The organism is Cellulosimicrobium sp. SJTW-1 (assembly GCF_047716875.1).
GTDB classification, from domain to species: domain Bacteria; phylum Actinomycetota; class Actinomycetes; order Actinomycetales; family Cellulomonadaceae; genus Cellulosimicrobium; species Cellulosimicrobium funkei.
This window is the reverse complement of the sequence record NZ_CP136680.1, coordinates 404,383-421,290: the sequence shown is the minus strand read 5'-3', so window position 1 is coordinate 421,290 and position 16,908 is coordinate 404,383. Positions and strand designations below refer to the sequence as shown.

Here is a 16,908-nt window from a genome sequence, read left to right as displayed (position 1 = left end):
CCCGCACGACTGCCGCACGTCCTGACCTGCCCGCACCCACGGAAGGAGACGCGCCCCGGCGCGGACCATGTTCGACGACACGAACCTCATCACGACCCTGGCGATCGTCGCCCTGGTCATCGCGTTCTTCGCGGTGGTCATCTTCATCAGCAAGCGCATCCGCCGCGTCCCGCCGAACGAGGCCCTGGTCATCGTCGGCCGCGGCGCGGGCCGCAAGGAGGCCGGGGGCAGCGGGCAGAAGGTCGTCGTCGGCGGCCGCACGTTCGTCTGGCCGATCCTCCAGCAGGGCTTCTCCATCTCGCTCGAGCAGCGCCAGATCGGCATCACGGTCGAGGGCGTGGACAAGAACCGCATCAAGATCGCCATCAAGGCGTCGATCAACTTCAAGGTGCGTGGCGACGAGGAGGGCGTGCGCCGCGCGGCCCAGCGCTTCCTCTCCCAGCAGGGCACGCTCACCGAGATCATCAAGGAGTCGCTCGAGGGCTCGCTGCGCTCCATCGTCGGCGACATGACGATCGAGCAGATCATCTCCGACCGCAAGGGCCTGTCCGACCGCGTGGTCGAGTCCACGAAGGCCGACCTCTCGGAGCAGGGCCTCCAGGTCGACCTGCTCAACATCTCCGACATCTCGACGCCGGGGTCGGACTACCTCGCGAACCTCGGGCGCGCCGAGTCGGCTCGCGCCCGCCAGGTCGCCGAGGTCTCCGAGGCCGAGGCGCAGCGCGCCTCGGAGTTCGCCGTCATCGAGGCGGCCGAGCAGATCGCCGAGCGCCAGAAGGCCCTCGACCTCAAGCGCGCCGCGATCAAGGCCGACACCGACCGCGCCAACGCCGAGGCCGAGGCCGCGGGCCAGCTCGCGCGCGCCGAGCAGGACCGCCTCGTCGCGCAGCAGGAGCGCGAGGCGCTCGCCGAGCAGGCGCGCGTGACGCAGGAGCGCCTCGACATCGAGGTCCGCAAGCCCGCCGAGGCCAAGGCGTACGCGGAGGTCCAGGAGGCCAACGCGCGTCGTGACGCCGCGAACGCCGCCACCGAGGCCGACGCGTACAAGCGCACCGTCATCGCCGAGGCGAACAAGACCGCGGCCATCCAGGACGCCGAGGCGTCCGCGCAGGCCGTGCGTCGTGCCGGTGAGGCCGAGCGCGACCGCCAGGTCGCCCTCGCGGCCGGTATCCGGGCCGAGGGCGAGGCCCGCGCAGCAGCGATCGAGGCCGAGGGTCGCGCCGAGGCGGCGGCGACCGACGCCAAGGCCGACGCGCTGCAGAAGTACGGCGAGGCGGCGCTCGTCCAGGAGCTCATCGAGCGCCTGCCCGAGATCGTGCGGGCCGCGGCCGAGCCGATCGGCAACATCCAGGGCATGACCGTCGTCTCGACCGACGGCGCGTCCGCGCTCACGAAGAACGTCGCGTCCGTCCTGGGCGAGGGCCAGGGCGTCATCAAGCAGCTCACCGGCGTCGACATCAACCAGCTCATCGCCAACCTCGCGGGCACGCAGCTCGCGGGCTCGGGGGACGCGCCCACCAACGGCACGTCGCACTGACCCACCCCGCCGAGCATGCGGCCGTGGCCCGTCCGGACCTCCGGGCGGGCCACAGCCGCGTGGTCGGCGAGCCGGCCGGCAGAACCGGGGCCGGTCAGGCCCAGCCGAGGCGCCCGAACGCGTTGAGCGCGAGCAGCACGCCGAGCGCCCCGAGCACCCAGCCCGTCATGTCCGTCGCGTTCTTCGTGAGCCACCGGTCGAGACGGTGCAGCACCGGGTCGACCGCACGCGCCGCGACGAGCCGGCCGAGCAGCAGCAGGAGCGCGGGCGCGACCATGACGACGCAGTACGCGGCGAGGATCGCAGCGTTCCCGGGCCAGCCGACGTCGGACGTCGTGACGATCCCGATCGCGGCGAGGTACGGCAGCATCGTCCCTACCTCGATCGCGACGGCACCGAGGGCCAGCCCCATGAGCGGCAGCACCGACGAGCGCGTCCGGACCACCCCGGTCCCGACGGCGTCCGCCTCGATCCCGAGCGCACGCTCGCGCCACCGCGAGAGCCTCCCCGGACGCGGGGGCGCCGACGGCGCCCCTGGCCCGGCGGTCCCGGCACCGGCACCGGTCCACGGGCTGGGCCCCACGGCGTCGGGCCGGCCGGCGGCGGACGGGGCGGCGTCGGACTGCGCGGCCTTGCGCGCCGCGCGCTTGCTGTCGAACCGGAAGCTCAGCGCGAACAGCCCGATGCCCAGGAGCAGCTGCACGATCGCGGCGGCGCGTGTGTCGAGCGCGTCGCCGAACCGGTCGAGGAACGCGCCCGCGCCGAGCAGCACGACGATCCCGACGGCGAGGTAGAACCCCGCCACCGTGCCGAGGTACACGAGCACGCGCCCCGCACGTAGCCGCCCGGGCGCGAGCAGGAGCCACACGGGGATGAGCAGCGTGCCGAAGCTCGTGGAGTCGATGAGCGCCAGCACGACGAGCACGCCGGCCATCGCGGCCAGGCCGAGGCCCGGACCGCCGACGGCGTCGAGGTCGAGGGGGAGGTCCATGCCCCCGAGCCTCCCGTCCGGCGACCGGCGCGTCGTCCGGCGAACGACCGATCTGTGCTCCCCGTCGCGGGGCCGCGGAGACGGAAGAGGGGCGTGGTGCCGGGGGCGGGCGCGGGGGTCGTACACCGTTCGACGGATCCGTCGCCAGGCGGGCTGTGCTGGGATGGGGGCGTGAGCACGCACGACGACGGGACGCAGGACGCGCGCGCGGCCGCGCCCGGGCGCTCCGGGCGCTGGCGCGCGGCGGCCGGTTCCCTGCGCGGCGTGTGGCGCATAGAGGACCGGCGCAACGACCTGTTCTCCGCCGCGACGACGTTCGTCCTCGGTTGGGTGCTGCTCGAGGTCGGGCTCGTCGGCATCGTCCGCGCGTCGTTCGTCGTCGAGCCCCCACACGCCTGGTGGCGGGTCGCGCTGCTCGGCGTCGGGTGCCTCCTCATCCTCGTCAAGCGCGCGCACCCGATCCTCGCGCTCCTCGGCGGGGTCGTCGTGACCGCCGTCGACCTGCGGTGGGGCGGGAGCCTCGCCCTCATGCTCGTCCTCTGGGACCTGCTCTACGCCGCGGCGCTCTGGTCGCGGCCCCGGGCGCGCGCGTGGCTCTGGGGCGTCGCGGCGACGGTCGTGGCGGTGGGCGCCGTCGGGGCGGGCGAGGCCACGCGGGACGTGCGGGAGTTCGTGTACATGGGGCTCCAGCTCAGCGCGCTGCTCCTCGTGCCGATGTGGTGGGCCACCAACGTGCGCACCACGAGCGAGCTCGCCGAGGTCGCGAGCGAGCGCGCCGACCTCGCCGCGCGCGAGGCCGAGGCGTCGGCCCGCACGGCCGACCTGGAGCGCCAGCGCGCGAGCGACCTCGAGCGCATCGCGCAGCTCGACCGGCACGAGGCCGTCCGTGCGGAGCGGGCCGCGATGGCGCGCGACCTGCACGACGTCATCGCGTCGCACCTGTCGACCATCGCCATCCACTCCGGCGCCGCGCTCGCCCTCCCGCCCGACGCCGCGAAGGACCGCGCCGCGCTCGAGCAGGTGCGCGCGAGCGCCGTCGCGTCGCTCGACGAGATGCGGTCCATGATCCTGCTGCTGCGCACGGAAGGGCGGCGCGAGGACGGCGGTGCGTCCGACGCCGTCGTCGCCCCCGGCCGCCTCGCCGGCCTCGACACGCTCCTCGACGCCGCGCGCGCGACGACGACCGTCACGCTCCGCGACCCGGACGGCGTCGCCGGGTCGCCCCTGCCCGCGGCGGCGGACCAGGCGCTGTTCCGCATCGCGCAGGAGGCCATGACGAACGCGCTCAAGCACGCGCCGGGCGCCCCGGTCGTCGTCGAGCTCTCCCGGCACGGGGCGGCCGTCGTGCTGGAGGTGCGCGACGACGGCGCCCCCGGTTCCGGGCCCGTCGAGGCGCCGCTGAGCGCGGGCACCGGCCTGCTCACGATGCGCGAGCGCGCCGACGGGCTCGGTGGCACGTGCAGCGCCGGCCCGCTGCCCGCGGGCGGATGGTCCGTGCGCGCCGAGATCCCCGTGGCCGGGCTCCCGGTCGAGAGGCAGGACGCGTGACGCGACGACCGGTCCGGGTGCTCCTCGCCGACGACCACGCCGCCATCCGGGCGGGCCTGCGCCTGCTGCTCGACGCCGCGCCCGACGTCGAGGTGGTCGGCGAGGCCGCGGACGGCACCGCCGCCGTCACGAACGCCCGGGCGCTGCGGCCCGACGTCGTGCTCATGGACCTGCGCATGCCGGGCGTCGACGGCATCGAGGCGACGCGCGTGATCACCGGCGAGCACCTCGCCGAGGTGCTCGTGCTCACGACGTTCGACCTCGACGAGTACGTGGACGGGGCGCTGCGCGCCGGGGCCGCGGGGTTCCTCCTCAAGTCCGCCGAGCCCGCCGCGCTGATCGACGCCGTGCGACGCGTCGCCGACGGGGACGGCGTCCTCGCGCCCGAGGTCACCCGCCGGCTCCTCGCCGCGTTCGCGCGCGGTCCCGTGCCCGACGCCGGCCCCCCGCTCCACGCGGGATCGCGCCCGGGCGGCACGGACGGTCCCGCGGACCCCGCGGCGTCGGGCGGCGGGGGCGTCGTCGACGACCGGCCCGACCCGCGGCTCGCCGACCTCACGCCGCGCGAGGTCGACGTGCTCGCGGCGCTCGGCCGGGGCCTGTCCAACCAGGGCATCGCGACCGACCTCTACATCACCGAGGCCACGGCCAAGACGCACGTCTCACGCGTGCTCGCGAAGCTGGGCGTCGCGACCCGCATGCAGGCGGCGATCGTCGCGCGGGACTCCGGCCTCGCCTGACCGCCCCTTGCACCCGACCGCCGACCACGCGCCCGACGCCCGCCCGAGCACGGGGTTACCGACCGGAACCCGCCCGATCCGGTCGCCGACCCCGTGCTCGACGGGTGGGCAGGGGCGGGGCGTGGGCGGCGGGCCGGGGTCGCCGCCGGGGCGGGGCAGGCGAGGGGTCGTCAGGGCCGGTCAGGCCGGGGCGAGGTCCGGGCTCTGCACGACGAGGGCGGCGTGCCGGGCGCCCGTCCGCATCGCCTCCTCGACGCCTGCACCGCGCAGGTGCGCGTCGAGGAACCCGGCGAAGAAGCCGTCGCCGGCGCCGTTCGTGTCGACGACGTGCGGCACGGGCTGTGCCGGGACCTCGACGAAGCCGCCCTCCGGCGTGAGCGCGACCGCGCCGCGCGAGCCGTGCGTGCAGACCACCAGGCGCGCGCCCGCCGCGACCCGGGCGGCCATGAAGCCGCGCCAGTCGTCGAGCCGGTCCCCGCTGAGGAACACGTGCGTGCCCGCGTCGACCCAGGGCCGGTGGAACGCGGACTCCCCGTCGTAGTCGTGCAGGTCGACCCAGACGTCGCGACCGCGAACCACCGCGAGGTCGAGCACCGGGAGCGCGGGCACCGCGAGGTCGACGACGACGGCCCGCGCCGCGTCGAGCGCGGCGACCGTGGCGTCCCACGCCTCGCCCTGGGCCGGGACCTCGCCCGGTGCGCGCAGGTAGACCGAGACCCGGCCGCCGTCGTCGTCCATGAGGTTGAGGTGGCTCTCGGTGCGGCCGTCGGGCGACGGCTCCGCGAGCACCCGCACGCCCGCGCCCTCGAGCACGGACCGGACGCGCGCGCCGTCGTCGTCCGTCCCGAGCACGGTGCGCAGGAGCACCGACCGGCCGAGGCGCGCGAGGTTGAGCGCCTTGCCCGCGGACGTGCCGCCGACCGTGTGCCGGTGCGACCGCGCGAACACGGTGTGCGGCGTGGGGGCGGGCAGCTCGTCGAGCTGGACGAGGAGGTTCCACGACGCCGGCCCGGCCACGAGGACCTCGGCCTGCGGGGCCGCCATCAGTCCGTCACCGTGATGCCGAGGCTGTGGGCGAACGTCGCGGCCAGGCGGGCGAGCTGCATCGAGTCGATGGTCGATCCGCGCAGCGACTCGATGCCGCCGAGCTCGTCGATCTCGGCACCGCGCAGGTCAACGTGGGCGAGCGTGGCGCCCTGCACGTCGAGCCGGCGCACGCGCGTGCCCTCGAACGCGACGCGCAGCGCGTCGGACGCGACGAGGTCGAGCTCGTCGATCGTGCAGTCGGTGAACACCACGTCGCGCAGCGACGCGCCCCGCAGGTTGACGAACCCGAGCTTGCAGCCGACGAACCGCACCCCGGCCCACGACGACTCGTAGAGCTCGGCGGACCCGAGGCGCGCGCCCCGCACCTCGACCTCGCGCCACCGGCCGCGCGTCCCGCGCACCACCGGGACGTCGAGGCGCCCCAGCACGACCGCCGTGAGCGTCACCGCCCCCAGGTCGGCCTCGTCGGCGCGCACCTGGTCGAGCCGCGTGGAGAACACGGTCGCGCCGTGCAGGTCGAGCCGGTCGAGACGGAGGTCCGTGATCTCGAACCCCTCGAGGTCGGCCTCCGCCTCGAGGTCGTAGGCGTCACCGGGCTGGAGGTCGTCCAGGACGACCGGGTCGATCGCAGGTGGTTCGGTCGTCGGCTTCTTCGGGGGCACGCCCCAAGCCTAGGCCGGGCCGCCCACGCGGCGAGGAGCGGCTCAGGGCTCCGGGTGCAGGGCGTCGTAGCGCCAGAACCGGCGCTGGGCCCGCACGACGAGCCACAGCACGACGACGCACGCGACACCGCCCGCGACGGCGGCCCACGCCTCCCCCACCCAGGTGGCCTGCGCGCCGAGCACGAGCTCGCCGAGGCGGGGCCCGCCCGCGACGACGACGATGAACACGCCCTGGAGACGGCCGCGCATGTCGTCGGGCGTCGCGGTCTGGAGGATCGTCTGGCGGAACACCGCGCTCACGGCGTCGGACGCGCCCGCAAGCGCCAGCGCGACGCTCGCCGCGACGACGCCGCCCACGAGGACGGTCGTCGGGGTCGTCGCGCCCACGCCGAGGAGCACGACGCCGAACAGCACGATCGACAGCCCGTAGGCCGTGATCGCCCACACGATGACGCGGCCCTGCCACCGCACGCGCGACAGGCCGCCGGAGAACACGCCCGCGAGCACCGCCCCGACGGCGAACGCCGCGGTGAGGACGCCCGTCGTCGCCTCGCCGCCCCCGAGGAACACGACGCCGGCGGCGGGCAGGAGCACGCGCGGCGAGGCGAGCACCATCGCGGCGAGGTCGACGAGGAACGTCGTGCGGACGTTGGGCTGGGTCGCGAGGTACCGCAGGCCGTCGACGACGGACCGCCACCCCACGACGCGGCGCCGACGCCCTGCGGGGGCGGCGGCTACGGCCGGGGCGCCGGGCCCGGCGGGCAGAGGCGGGATGTCGGGGAGCCGCCACACGGCCCACAGCGCGGCCGTGAACAGGACGGCGTCGATCGTGTACGCGACCTGGTAGCCCCACAGCGCGACGAGGAACGCGCCGCCCAGCGGGCCGACGGTGAGCGCGACGTTCCACGCGATCGTCTGGAGCGCGTTCGCCGCGGGCAGGAGCCGGGGCTCGACGAGGCGCGGGATGATCGCGGAGCGCGCCGGGTTGTTGATCGCGAACGCGGCGGACTGCGCCGCGACGAGCGCGTAGAGCACGCCGACGGAGTTCAGGTGCAGCCACGCCTGGACGGCGATGAGCGCGGTGACCACCCACAGCGCCGTCGAGGCCGCGAGCGCGACCTTGCGGCGGTCGTACGCGTCGACGAGCGCGCCGCCGTAGAGCCCGAGCACCACGAGCGGCACGAGCGCGCAGAGGCCGAGCACGCCGACCGCGAGCGACGAGCCCGTGAGCGCGTACACCTGCAGGCCGACGGCGACGACCGTGAGCTGCGAGCCGAGGTTGGAGATCCCGAGCCCCCACCACAGGCGGCGGAACGGCGGGGAGATGCGCAGCGGGGTCGTGTCGGCGAGAAGACCGTTGACTCGAGCCACGACCGCCGAGCCTACGTCAGCCGGCCGCGCGGGCGGACCGGCCGCGCGGGCAGGCCGGGCGCGGGACCGCCCCGGGCGTCGACGGTGGCATCCTGGGCGATCCCTGCGAGCTCCCGGAGAAAGGTGGAACCCGTGGCACCCTCCGCTGCGTCTAGCAGTCGTGAGGAACCGACGTCGGCCGAGGTGCCGACCGCAGCAGGGGGGCGGTCGGCGATGACGGACGTCGCGACCGAACGGTGGGGCGGCGCGCCCGAGGTGCAGGTCGTGCGCGTCGGCCTGACCGCCGAGGAGCGCTTCACCGAGTTCGCCCGGACGAGCTCCGCCGACCTGTACCGGTACGCGTACCTGCTGTGCGGGGACGCCCACCGGGCGCACGACCTGGTGCAGCTCGCGCTCGAGCGCACGTTCCGCGCGTGGACGCGCGTGGGCGACGGGCAGCCGTTCGCCTACGCGCGGCGCGTCGTGGTGACGGCTCGCATCGACTCGTGGCGGCGCACCCGGAGGGAGGTCTCCGTGGAGCACGACACCCTCGTGGGTCTCGACGCCCCGGCGACGGGCGACTCGTCCGGGATCGAGGACCGGGACCGGGTCGTGCGGGCCCTGCTCGCCCTCCCCGTCAAGCAGCGGCGGGTCGTCCTGCTGCGCTACGTCCTCGACCGGTCCGAGGCCGAGACCGCCGCGGAGCTCGGGATCGCGGTCGGCACCGTGAAGTCGACCGGGTCCCGGGCCCTGGCCCGCCTGCGCACCCTGATCGCACCCGAGCACGGGACGGAGACCGAGCGATGAGCACGACGCCGGAACGCAGGACCCCGGACGACGAGGACCTCGTGGAGCGGGTGCGCGCCGCGCAGACCGCCGTCGAGGTGCCGCCCACGCTGGACCCGGACGCTCTGGCGCACCGCGCGGTCCGGCGCGTGCGGGCACGACGGCGCGTGGTCGCCGCGAGCGGGTCGGCCGTCGCCGTGGCGGCGCTGGTCGCGGTCGCGGCGATCCTCCCCGGGGCACTGTCCCGCGGGTCGGCGCCGGCGCCCGCCCTCGCGGCGGCCCCCGCGCGGACCACCGCACCGGCGTCGGAGGGACCGGCCCCCGCTCCCGCGGCGCCGCCGCAGGAGCCCGCACGCTACCTGCCGGTGGGCGACGGCGAGCTTCCGGCGCTGCCGGGTGTCGAGCACGGCGTCGTCGGCACGCACCACGGGGACTACACCGTGCAGGGCGGGCTCACGTACACGCTGCCCCCCGGGGGGTGGGAGGTCGAGGGCGAGGCGTTCGGCGAGCCCGCGTCGGTCCGCTGGAAGGGCCCGGAGCACTGGGCCCTCCAGGGGTCGGAGATCCCCGCGGACGCGGTCCCGCCGCCCATGGTCGACTCCGGCGCCACGGTGAGCATCGACGTCGATCCCGGGGCCGCGTCGTGGGTGGTGCCGGCCCGGGACTCCGGGGCCTGGACGGTCGAGGTCCCCGGCTCGGACTTCGTCGTGGTGACGCGGGGCCCGTCCGACGACCCGGACCTCGCCCGCTGGGAGGCCCGGGTCCGGAACGGGGGAACGGGCTGGACGATCCGCCTCGACTTCACGGACGACGCCGTGGGCGACGAGCTCGCCCGCAACTTCCTCGGCAACCTGTGGTTCGAGGCCGAGGGCGCGCCGGAGTGGTTCAGCCCGACGTACACGTACCCGGAGATCGGCCCGCTCACCACGGGCACGCCCGCCGGGTGGCAGACGGCCACGACGGGCACCCTCTCCTACGCCGTGCCGCCGGGCTGGACCGTCGCCGACGTCGAGGGCAACTACGGTCCCGGCGTGGAGTGGACGGGCCCGTTCGCCACGAACCCCGGGCCCATCCAGGACGGCACGTCCCCCGACGTGCACTGGAACATGTTCGTCCAGCGAGGCGGCTCCGGGGCGCGCGCGTTCGACTACTCCGGCGAGGGGTGGCACGGGCAGCGGATCGAGGTCCCGGGCGCCGACTTCGCCGAGCTGCTCCTGTCCCAGGGGCCGTTCTGGGCGGACGACGGGATGTCGGCGCTCAGCGCGGACGTCCGGGTCCACGGCGCGGACGGCGGAGAGAACCTCATGCTGATGATCTCGCTGCCCGGTGACGACGCGGGGCTCGAGACGCTGCGCGGGATCCTCGGCTCGCTCCGGTTCTGACGCTCCGCCGTCAGCCGGTGCCGGCGCTGCCCGCGGCGTCCTCCGCCGCCGCGATCTCGCGCGCCTCCGCCTCGCCCCACGCGTCGACGTGGCGGTGCGGAGGTCCGGGCGGCGGCGAGTACCTGGGGTGCGGCCCGGGCGTGAGGTAGGTGCGCGCGAAGAACAGCGAGGCGGCGAGGTCCTCGCGCCGCTCGGCCGCGGTGCGGGCGCGCCGCGTCGAGATCTCGACGACGACGTCCCCCTCCCAGCCGCGGCGCACGAGCTCGGCGAGGACGAGGTCGCACGGCTGGTCGCCGCGCCCGGGGACGAGGTGCTCGTCCGTGATGGACGACGACCCGTCCGCGAGGTGCACGTGCGCGAGGCGGCCGTCGAACACGTCGAGCAGCGCGAGCGCGTCCTGCTGCGCGACGGCGGCGTGCGACAGGTCGAGCGTGACGTGCTCGTAGCCGTGCTCGGACGGGTCCCAGCCGGGCAGGTACGCCTGCATCTCGCGCTTGCGGCTGCGCCACGGGTACATGTTCTCGACCGCGATGGTGACGCCCTCGGTCTCGTCGAGCTCGCCGACGAGGTCCTCGAACTCGCGCGCGTACCGGTACTGCCAGCGGAACGGCGGGTGCACGACGACGGTGCTCGCCCCGACCTCCTGCGCCAGCTCGACGCTGCGCCGCAGCTTGGGTCCGGGCGACCGTCCCCACACCCGCTGGCTCACGAGGAGCGTGGGCGCGTGGATGCTGCGGATCGGCACGTCGTGCTCGGCGGAGAGCCGGCGCAGCGCCGCGGCGTCCTGCGTCGTCTCGTCGGACCACACCATGACCTCGACGCCGTCGTACCCGAGGTCGGCCGCCGCCTCGAAGGCGTACTGGGCCTTGCGCGGGTAGACGCTCGCCGTGGACAGCGTGACGTGGATGCGCGGCTGCTCCCCCGGTGACCGGGGGGCCTCTCGCGGCGTCGTCGCGTCTGACATGCCGGTCACCCTAGACCCGTCCGCTGTGGCCCACACCAGCGGGCGGCCGGCGCCGACGACGCCGCGCCGCGCGGAGGGCTTCCGACCCTCCCCTTTCCGGGCCGGATCGCCTAGGATGCACTGGTCCAGACCACTTGTCTGCCGGAGGAACACCATGGACCGTGCCGTCGTCGTCGCGATCACCGAGGGCCTGCATGCCCGCCCGGCCGCGCTCTTCGTCAAGACCGCCGCCGCCCAGCCCGCGCCCGTGCGCATCGCCAAGCCCGGCGGCGACGCCGTCGAGGCGGCGAGCATCCTCGGGGTCATGACGCTCGGCGTCTCGGCCGGGGACGAGGTCGTGCTCTCGACCGACGCCGACGGCGACGACGCGAGCGCGTCGATCGACGCGCTCGTCGCCTTCCTGGAGCAGACCGAGGTCGCCTGACGCCGTGCCCGGCCCCGTCGTCGCGGGGCCGGGCACGGAGCTCGTCACAGACCCAGCTCGTCGAGCACGGGGAGCCGGGCGCGCACGGCGGCGCGCGCGGCGTCGGGCGTGGGCTGCTGCAGCGCGAGGAACGCGAGCTCCTCGCACTCCTCCGACGTCGTGGCCGCCAGCACCGCGGCGACGTCCGGGAGCGCGCGCGGCGTCATGGACAACGACGTCACGCCGAGCCCGACGAGCACCGGGGCGAGCACCGGGTCGGCCGCGGCCTCCCCGCACACGCCGAGCGGTCGCCCGTTGAGCGCCGCGCCCGAGCCCGTGGCCCCGACGAGCGCGAGAACCGTCGGCTGCCACGCGGTGGACAGGCGCGCGAGGTCGGAGACCTCGCGGTCGGCCGCCATCGTGTACTGCGTGAGGTCGTTCGTGCCGATGCTCGCGAACGCCGCCCTGGCCAGCACCCAGCGCGCGCCGAGCGCCGCGGCCGGCACCTCGATCATCACGCCCGCCGTCGCGAGGCCGTGGTCCGCGCACAGCGCGACGAACGACTCCGCCTCGTCCGGCGTCGCGATCATCGGCGCCATGACCCACACGTCCGCCGCCTCCGCCTCCGCCGCGCGCGCGACGGCCGTGAGCTGACGGTCGAGCACCTCGGGGTGGCGGCGCGCGGTCCGCAGGCCGCGCACCCCGAGCGCGGGGTTCGGCTCGGCGTCGGGCGTGACGAACGGGAGCGGCTTGTCGGCGCCCGCGTCGAGCGTGCGCACGACGACCTTGCGGCCCGGGAACGCGGCGAGCACCTCCCGATAGGCCGCGACCTGCTCGTCGACCGTCGGCTCGACGGTCCGGCCGAGGAAGCAGACCTCGGTGCGGAACAGCCCGACACCCTCCGCGCCCGCCTCGGCGGCGGCGCGCGCGTCCGCGCCGTCCGCGACGTTGGCGAGCAGCTCCACGCGCCGGCCGTCCGCCGTCCGCCCCGGGCCGTCGAGGCGCCGCCGGGCGCGGCGCGTACCCCGGGCCGCGACGACCGCCGCCACGTCGTGGTCCGACGGGTCGCGCTCCACCGTGCCGAGGCCGCCGTCCACGAGCACGGTCTCGCCGTCGCGCAGCGCGAGCGCGCCCTCGACCGCGACGACGGCCGGGATGCCCAGGGCGCGCGCGAGGATCGCGGTGTGCGACGTCGGCCCGCCGCCGCGCGTGACGACCGCGAGCACGCGCTCGGGGTCGAGCTGCGCCGTGTCCGCGGGCGCGAGGTCGTCGGCCACGAGCACGAACGGGTGGCCCGGGTCGGGCACGCCGGGTACGGGGAGGCCGAGCAGGGTCGCGACGATCCGATCGCGCACGTCCCGCACGTCGCGCGCCCGCTCGGCGAGGAGGCCGCCCAGCGCCTCGAGCCGCCCGACGACGACCCCCGCCGCGTCCCACACGGCCCGGGCCGGGGTGGCCCGCTGCTCGCGCACCCGCCCGACGGCGTCGCGCGCCAGGGCGGGGTCGGCCGCCATCGCGGCGGTCACGCCCAGGACCTCCGCCGCGGTGCCCTCGGCCCGCGCCGCGCGGGCGGTGAGGTCCTCCTGGACCGTCGTCACCGCCGCGAGGACCTGCGTCACCGCGAGGTCGACGTCGGCGTCCGACGCGTCGGCGGGCAGCGGCGCCGGGTCCGGCTCCGCGACCGAGCCGGGCATCCGGGCCACCGGTCCTGCCCCCCGCCCGGGGCTGACCGGCACGCCGGTCAGCCCCGGGTCGGCGGCCCGCGCCGGGGCGCGCGTCGCGTCGTCGGCGAGCGTCACGCCGCGCCCCCGCTGCCGGACGCACCCGCCCGGCCCCGGGCGCCCGCCTCCGCCGCGTCGGCGTCGCGTCGCACCGGTGAGACCTCCGCCGCCGAGGCGTCGGGCCGCGCGTCCTCGGTGGTGTCGACGGCGCCGGTCACCTGGACGGCACCCTCCGCGTCGTCGTCCTCACGACCCGGCGTCCGCAGGTTCCAGCGCGTGATGACGAAGCGGAAGAGGACGTAGTAGAGCACCGCGTACCCGAGCCCGATGGGGATGAGGAGCAGCGGCATCTCGGCGATCCGGAAGTTCAGCAGGTAGTCGATCGCGCCCGCGGAGAACCCGAACCCGTCGCGGATGCCGAGCGCGTTGACGAGCGCCATCGACGTGCCGGTGAGCACCGCGTGGATGACGTACAGCGGGTAGGCGACGAACACGAACGCGAACTCGAGCGGCTCGGTGACGCCCGTGACGAACGAGACGAGCGCGGCCGAGCCCATGATGCCCGCGACGACCTTGCGCTGCGCCGGCTTGGCGGTGTGGACGATCGCGAGCGCGGCGGCCGGGAGCGCGAACATCATGATGGGGAAGAACCCGGTGAGGAAGGTGCCCGCGGTGGGGTCGCCCGCGAGGAACCGGAAGATGTCGCCCTGCGCGACCGTGCCGTCGGCGGCGGTGTACTCGCCGAACTGGAACCACGGCAGCGAGTTGAGCAGGTGGTGCAGGCCGATGGGCACCAGGAGGCGGTTGAGCGTGCCGAAGACGAACGCGCCGAGGATGGTCGAGCCCGTGACGAACCCGCCGATCTGCTCGTTGATGAGCCAGTCGAACGCGGGGTAGATCAGCGCGCCCACCACGGCGATGAGCACCGAGACACCCGCCGTGACGATCGGCACGAACCGCCGGCCGCCGAAGAACGCGAGGTACTGCGGCAGCTTGATCCGGTAGTACTTCTGGTACAGGAGCGCGGCCGTCAGACCGATGACGATGCCCCCGAGCACGCCGTAGTTGATGAGCGCCTGGGTCTCGCCCTCGGCGGCCTTGCCGAGCACGTACGGCGACAGCGAGTCGCTGACACCCTTGAAGACGAGATAGCCGATGAGTGCCGCGAGGCCCGTCGTCCCGTCGGCCTTCTTGGCGTACCCGACCGCGACGCCGAGGGCGAAGATGATCGGCAGGTTGCTGAACAGCGCGTTCCCCGCGGCGCCGAGGACGTCCGCGACGGGCTGCATCCACGCGAAGGTCCCGGCGGCGCCCTGGGCGCCGAGCATGTCCGGCTGACCGAGCCGCAGCAGCAGCGCGGCAGCGGGGAGCGACGCGATGGGCAGCATGAGCGAGCGCCCGACGCGCTGGAGCTGCGCGAAGCCGGGCACCCCCCTCTTGGTCCGCGTCGGTTCGGCGACGGTCGTCATGTCCTTCTCCTCCTGGGCAGGCCTGGGGCGCAGGCGAGGTGCGTCGAGCGGCGGCTGTGGCGCGACGTCGAGCGGCGTCGTTGCCGGTCCCGGGGCACGGCGAGAAGACCTGGGGTCGTCGTGCCCGGGCAGTCGGTCCAGGTTGTCTGGACCACTTGCAGGAAGAGTGGTCTAGACCTCATGATGTGTCAACCCCCGAGGGTGACCCGGGACACACGGCGGGCCCCGCGGGGCGCGTCGTCGCAGGTCGCACGACGACCGGACGACGACAATGCAGCCGTGGAGAACGCGGCACCGGAGCAGGGCGGTCGGCGACGACCGGGACCAGGGACGGCACGAGGACGAGGACGCGGCACGACGATGAGCAGGTCACGATCGCAGGCGAGCGAGCACAAGTACCTCACGGTGCGCGCCTACCTCGCCGACCTCGTGGCGAGCGAGCTCTCCGTCGGCGACGCGGTGCCGTCCGAGCGCAGCCTCACCGAGAAGTTCGGCGTCTCGCGCATGACCGTGCGCCAGGCCGTCGACGCGCTCGTCACGGAGGGCGTGCTGGAGCGCGCGCAGGGGCGGGGCACCTTCGTCGCGCCGCCGCGCGCCGACTTCGAGATGCGCCTCACGACGTTCGGCGAGGAGGCACGACGGCGCGGCATGGAGCCGGGCACCGAGGTGCTGGAGGTCGGGACCGTCCCCGCGCCCGCGTCCGTCGCCGAGTCGCTCGGCCGCGCGACCGGCGACCCGATGCACCACGTCGTGCGCCTGCGCACCGCGGACGGGTCGCCCATGAGCGTCGAGGAGGCCTGGATCCCCGTGGACCTCGCCCCCGAGCTGCTCGACGACGGCGTGCCCGAGAGCCTCTACGGCGCCCTGCGCGAGCGCGGCCTCGCGCCGACGTGGGGCGAGGACACGATCACCGCGTCCGACGCCACCGTCCAGGAGCAGAAGCTCCTCGGGCTCCGCGCCTCGCGAGCCGTCATGCGCACCGTGCGGCGCACGTTCGCGGGCGACTCGCCCCTCATGTACTCCCGCTCCAGCTACCGCGGCGACCGGTACAGCGTCTTCGTCCCGCTGCGCGAGGCGCGCCCGACGCTCGTGCCCCGCAGCACCACCGCCGACGACGCCGCCGCGGACGGGGGAGCCGTCACCGACGACGCGCCGACCGACCAGCTCGCCCCCGTGCCGGTGCCGGCACGGGCGACCGAAGGGAACGACCGATGACACAGTCCGACGCGGAACGCGCCGCGACGATCCTCGCCGGCCTCGGCGGGGTGGGGAACATCGAGGAGATCGACCCGTGCACCACGCGGCTCCGGTCGCTCGTCAAGGACCCCGCGCTCGTCGACGCCGCGCTCCTGCGCCGCGCTGGCGCGTTCGGCGTCATGGTGAACGGGCGAGTCGTGCAGGTGGTGGTCGGCCCGCAGGTCGACACCATCGCGTCCGACCTCGCCGACCTCATGTGAGGAACCCGGCCCGGGCGCGACCCGGGCCACCGCCCTTCTCCGCGCACCCCGCGCACCCCGACCGGCACGGCTGCCGGCCGGCCCCCCGACCCGGCCCCGGCCGGACCCCGACCACGAGGAGCACCCGTGAGCAAGGCAGAGCAGATCCTCCGAGGCCTCGGCGGCGACGCGAACGTCCTCGACCTGGAGGCGTGCATCACGCGCCTGCGCGTCGAGGTCGAGGACCCGGCGCTCGTCGACGACGCCACGCTGACCGCGGCCGGGGCGATCGCCGTCGTGCGGTCGGGCGCCGCGATCCAGGTCATCGTCGGCCCCGAGGCGGACAACATCGCCTCCGACATCGAGGACCTCCGCTGATGGCGGCGCCGCTCACGGTGCTCGTCCCCGTCACGGGCACGGTCGTGGACGTCGGCGACGTCGACGACCCCGTCTTCTCCGCCGGGCTCGTCGGCCCCGGGCTCGCGGTCGAGCCCGACGACGCGCAGGGCGGCGAGGCCGTCGCGCCCATCACGGGCACGGTCGTCAAGCTGCACCCGCACGCGTTCGTCGTCCAGCACGACGACGGCCGCGCGGTCCTCGTACACCTCGGCATCAACACCGTCCAGCTCGGCGGCGAGGGCTTCACGACGCACGTCGCGCAGGGCGACCACGTCCAGCGCGGCACGGTGCTCGTCACGTGGGACCCGAAGGCCGTGCGCGCCGGCGGCCGGTCGGCCGTGTGCCCCGTGGTCGCGCTCGAGGCGGCGCCCGACGACGTGACCTCGCTCACCGAGGTCGGTGCGTGGGCCGCCCACGGCGAGGAGCTGCTCACCTGGGGCTGACGCCCGGCCCGCCCTGCCGGCGCGACCCGG

The 16,908-nt window shown here is 75.6% G+C and carries 17 protein-coding genes; 10 read left to right on the top strand and 7 right to left on the bottom strand.

Annotated features, from left to right (window positions below):
• The first annotated feature begins 67 nt into the window (after window positions 1-67).
• Window positions 68-1,537: a flotillin family protein gene (locus RSE42_RS01965; protein ID WP_034652746.1), complete on the top strand. Its 1,470-nt coding sequence runs from the start codon at window positions 68-70 to the stop codon at window positions 1,535-1,537.
• A 94-nt stretch (window positions 1,538-1,631) separates the two neighbouring features.
• Here the strand turns inward: RSE42_RS01965 and RSE42_RS01960 are convergent, their stop codons facing one another.
• Complete coding sequence (locus tag RSE42_RS01960) at window positions 1,632-2,528, bottom strand: GAP family protein (protein ID WP_076403802.1); 897 nt, start codon at window positions 2,526-2,528, stop codon at window positions 1,632-1,634.
• 171 nt (window positions 2,529-2,699) lie between these two features.
• On the opposite strand from RSE42_RS01960, the gene RSE42_RS01955 reads away from it, so the two are divergent.
• The gene (locus RSE42_RS01955) at window positions 2,700-4,076 is read left to right on the top strand and encodes a sensor histidine kinase (RefSeq protein WP_085386720.1); all 1,377 of its coding nucleotides are present in this window, start codon (window positions 2,700-2,702) and stop codon (window positions 4,074-4,076) included.
• Window positions 4,073-4,816 (top strand): response regulator, encoded by a 744-nt coding sequence (locus RSE42_RS01950; RefSeq protein ID WP_232322641.1) that lies wholly within the window; start codon window positions 4,073-4,075, stop codon window positions 4,814-4,816. The genes RSE42_RS01955 and RSE42_RS01950 overlap by 4 nt, the downstream gene beginning before the upstream one ends.
• Window positions 4,817-4,996: 180 nt before the next feature.
• Here the strand turns inward: RSE42_RS01950 and RSE42_RS01945 are convergent, their stop codons facing one another.
• The 3 genes from RSE42_RS01945 to RSE42_RS01935 are packed head-to-tail and all read right to left on the bottom strand — an operon-like array spanning window position 4,997 to window position 7,896.
• Window positions 4,997-5,860, bottom strand: a complete 864-nt coding sequence (locus RSE42_RS01945) for a carbohydrate kinase family protein (protein ID WP_415297741.1) — start codon at window positions 5,858-5,860, stop codon at window positions 4,997-4,999.
• The gene (locus tag RSE42_RS01940) at window positions 5,860-6,525 is read right to left on the bottom strand and encodes a pentapeptide repeat-containing protein (RefSeq protein ID WP_415297740.1); all 666 of its coding nucleotides are present in this window, start codon (window positions 6,523-6,525) and stop codon (window positions 5,860-5,862) included. Before RSE42_RS01940 ends, RSE42_RS01945 begins: the two co-directional genes overlap by 1 nt.
• 42 nt (window positions 6,526-6,567) lie before the next feature.
• Window positions 6,568-7,896 carry an MFS transporter gene (locus RSE42_RS01935; RefSeq protein WP_415297739.1) on the bottom strand — a complete coding sequence of 443 codons (1,329 nt, stop codon included), beginning with the start codon at window positions 7,894-7,896 and terminating at the stop codon, window positions 6,568-6,570.
• Window positions 7,897-8,109: 213 nt separating this feature from the next.
• Between RSE42_RS01935 and RSE42_RS01930 the strand changes: the two genes are divergently transcribed.
• Window positions 8,110-8,682 carry a SigE family RNA polymerase sigma factor gene (locus RSE42_RS01930; protein WP_415297738.1) on the top strand — a complete coding sequence of 191 codons (573 nt, stop codon included), beginning with the start codon at window positions 8,110-8,112 and terminating at the stop codon, window positions 8,680-8,682.
• Window positions 8,679-10,043 carry a hypothetical protein gene (locus tag RSE42_RS01925; protein ID WP_415297737.1) on the top strand — a complete coding sequence of 455 codons (1,365 nt, stop codon included), beginning with the start codon at window positions 8,679-8,681 and terminating at the stop codon, window positions 10,041-10,043. Before RSE42_RS01930 ends, RSE42_RS01925 begins: the two co-directional genes overlap by 4 nt.
• Before the next feature lie 10 nt (window positions 10,044-10,053).
• On the opposite strand, the gene RSE42_RS01920 is transcribed toward RSE42_RS01925, so the two are convergent.
• Complete coding sequence (locus tag RSE42_RS01920) at window positions 10,054-11,007, bottom strand: sugar phosphate isomerase/epimerase family protein (protein WP_415297736.1); 954 nt, start codon at window positions 11,005-11,007, stop codon at window positions 10,054-10,056.
• A gap of 154 nt (window positions 11,008-11,161) precedes the next feature.
• Between RSE42_RS01920 and RSE42_RS01915 the strand changes: the two genes are divergently transcribed.
• Complete coding sequence (locus RSE42_RS01915; RefSeq protein WP_034650738.1) at window positions 11,162-11,431, top strand: HPr family phosphocarrier protein; 270 nt, start codon at window positions 11,162-11,164, stop codon at window positions 11,429-11,431.
• 44 nt (window positions 11,432-11,475) lie between these two features.
• Here RSE42_RS01915 and ptsP read toward each other — a convergent pair whose 3' ends face one another.
• Both ptsP and RSE42_RS01905 read right to left on the bottom strand, forming a co-directional pair.
• Complete coding sequence (ptsP, locus tag RSE42_RS01910; RefSeq protein WP_415297735.1) at window positions 11,476-13,209, bottom strand: phosphoenolpyruvate--protein phosphotransferase; 1,734 nt, start codon at window positions 13,207-13,209, stop codon at window positions 11,476-11,478.
• Window positions 13,206-14,600: a PTS transporter subunit EIIC gene (locus RSE42_RS01905; RefSeq protein ID WP_415297734.1), complete on the bottom strand. Its 1,395-nt coding sequence runs from the start codon at window positions 14,598-14,600 to the stop codon at window positions 13,206-13,208. The genes ptsP and RSE42_RS01905 overlap by 4 nt, the downstream gene beginning before the upstream one ends.
• Before the next feature lie 360 nt (window positions 14,601-14,960).
• Here RSE42_RS01905 and RSE42_RS01900 point away from each other — a divergent pair, with 360 nt between their 5' ends.
• The 4 genes from RSE42_RS01900 (at window position 14,961) to RSE42_RS01885 (ending at window position 16,878) form a co-directional block, all read left to right on the top strand.
• Window positions 14,961-15,815 carry a GntR family transcriptional regulator gene (locus tag RSE42_RS01900; RefSeq protein WP_085386727.1) on the top strand — a complete coding sequence of 285 codons (855 nt, stop codon included), beginning with the start codon at window positions 14,961-14,963 and terminating at the stop codon, window positions 15,813-15,815.
• Window positions 15,812-16,057, top strand: a complete 246-nt coding sequence (locus RSE42_RS01895; RefSeq protein WP_021482555.1) for a glucose PTS transporter subunit EIIB — start codon at window positions 15,812-15,814, stop codon at window positions 16,055-16,057. Before RSE42_RS01900 ends, RSE42_RS01895 begins: the two co-directional genes overlap by 4 nt.
• A gap of 126 nt (window positions 16,058-16,183) precedes the next feature.
• On the top strand, window positions 16,184-16,414 hold the full coding sequence (locus RSE42_RS01890) for a PTS transporter subunit EIIB (protein ID WP_061267010.1): 231 nt from the start codon (window positions 16,184-16,186) through the stop codon (window positions 16,412-16,414).
• Window positions 16,414-16,878, top strand: a complete 465-nt coding sequence (locus RSE42_RS01885; protein ID WP_085386728.1) for a PTS glucose transporter subunit IIA — start codon at window positions 16,414-16,416, stop codon at window positions 16,876-16,878. The genes RSE42_RS01890 and RSE42_RS01885 overlap by 1 nt, the downstream gene beginning before the upstream one ends.
• Window positions 16,879-16,908: the final 30 nt, after the last annotated feature.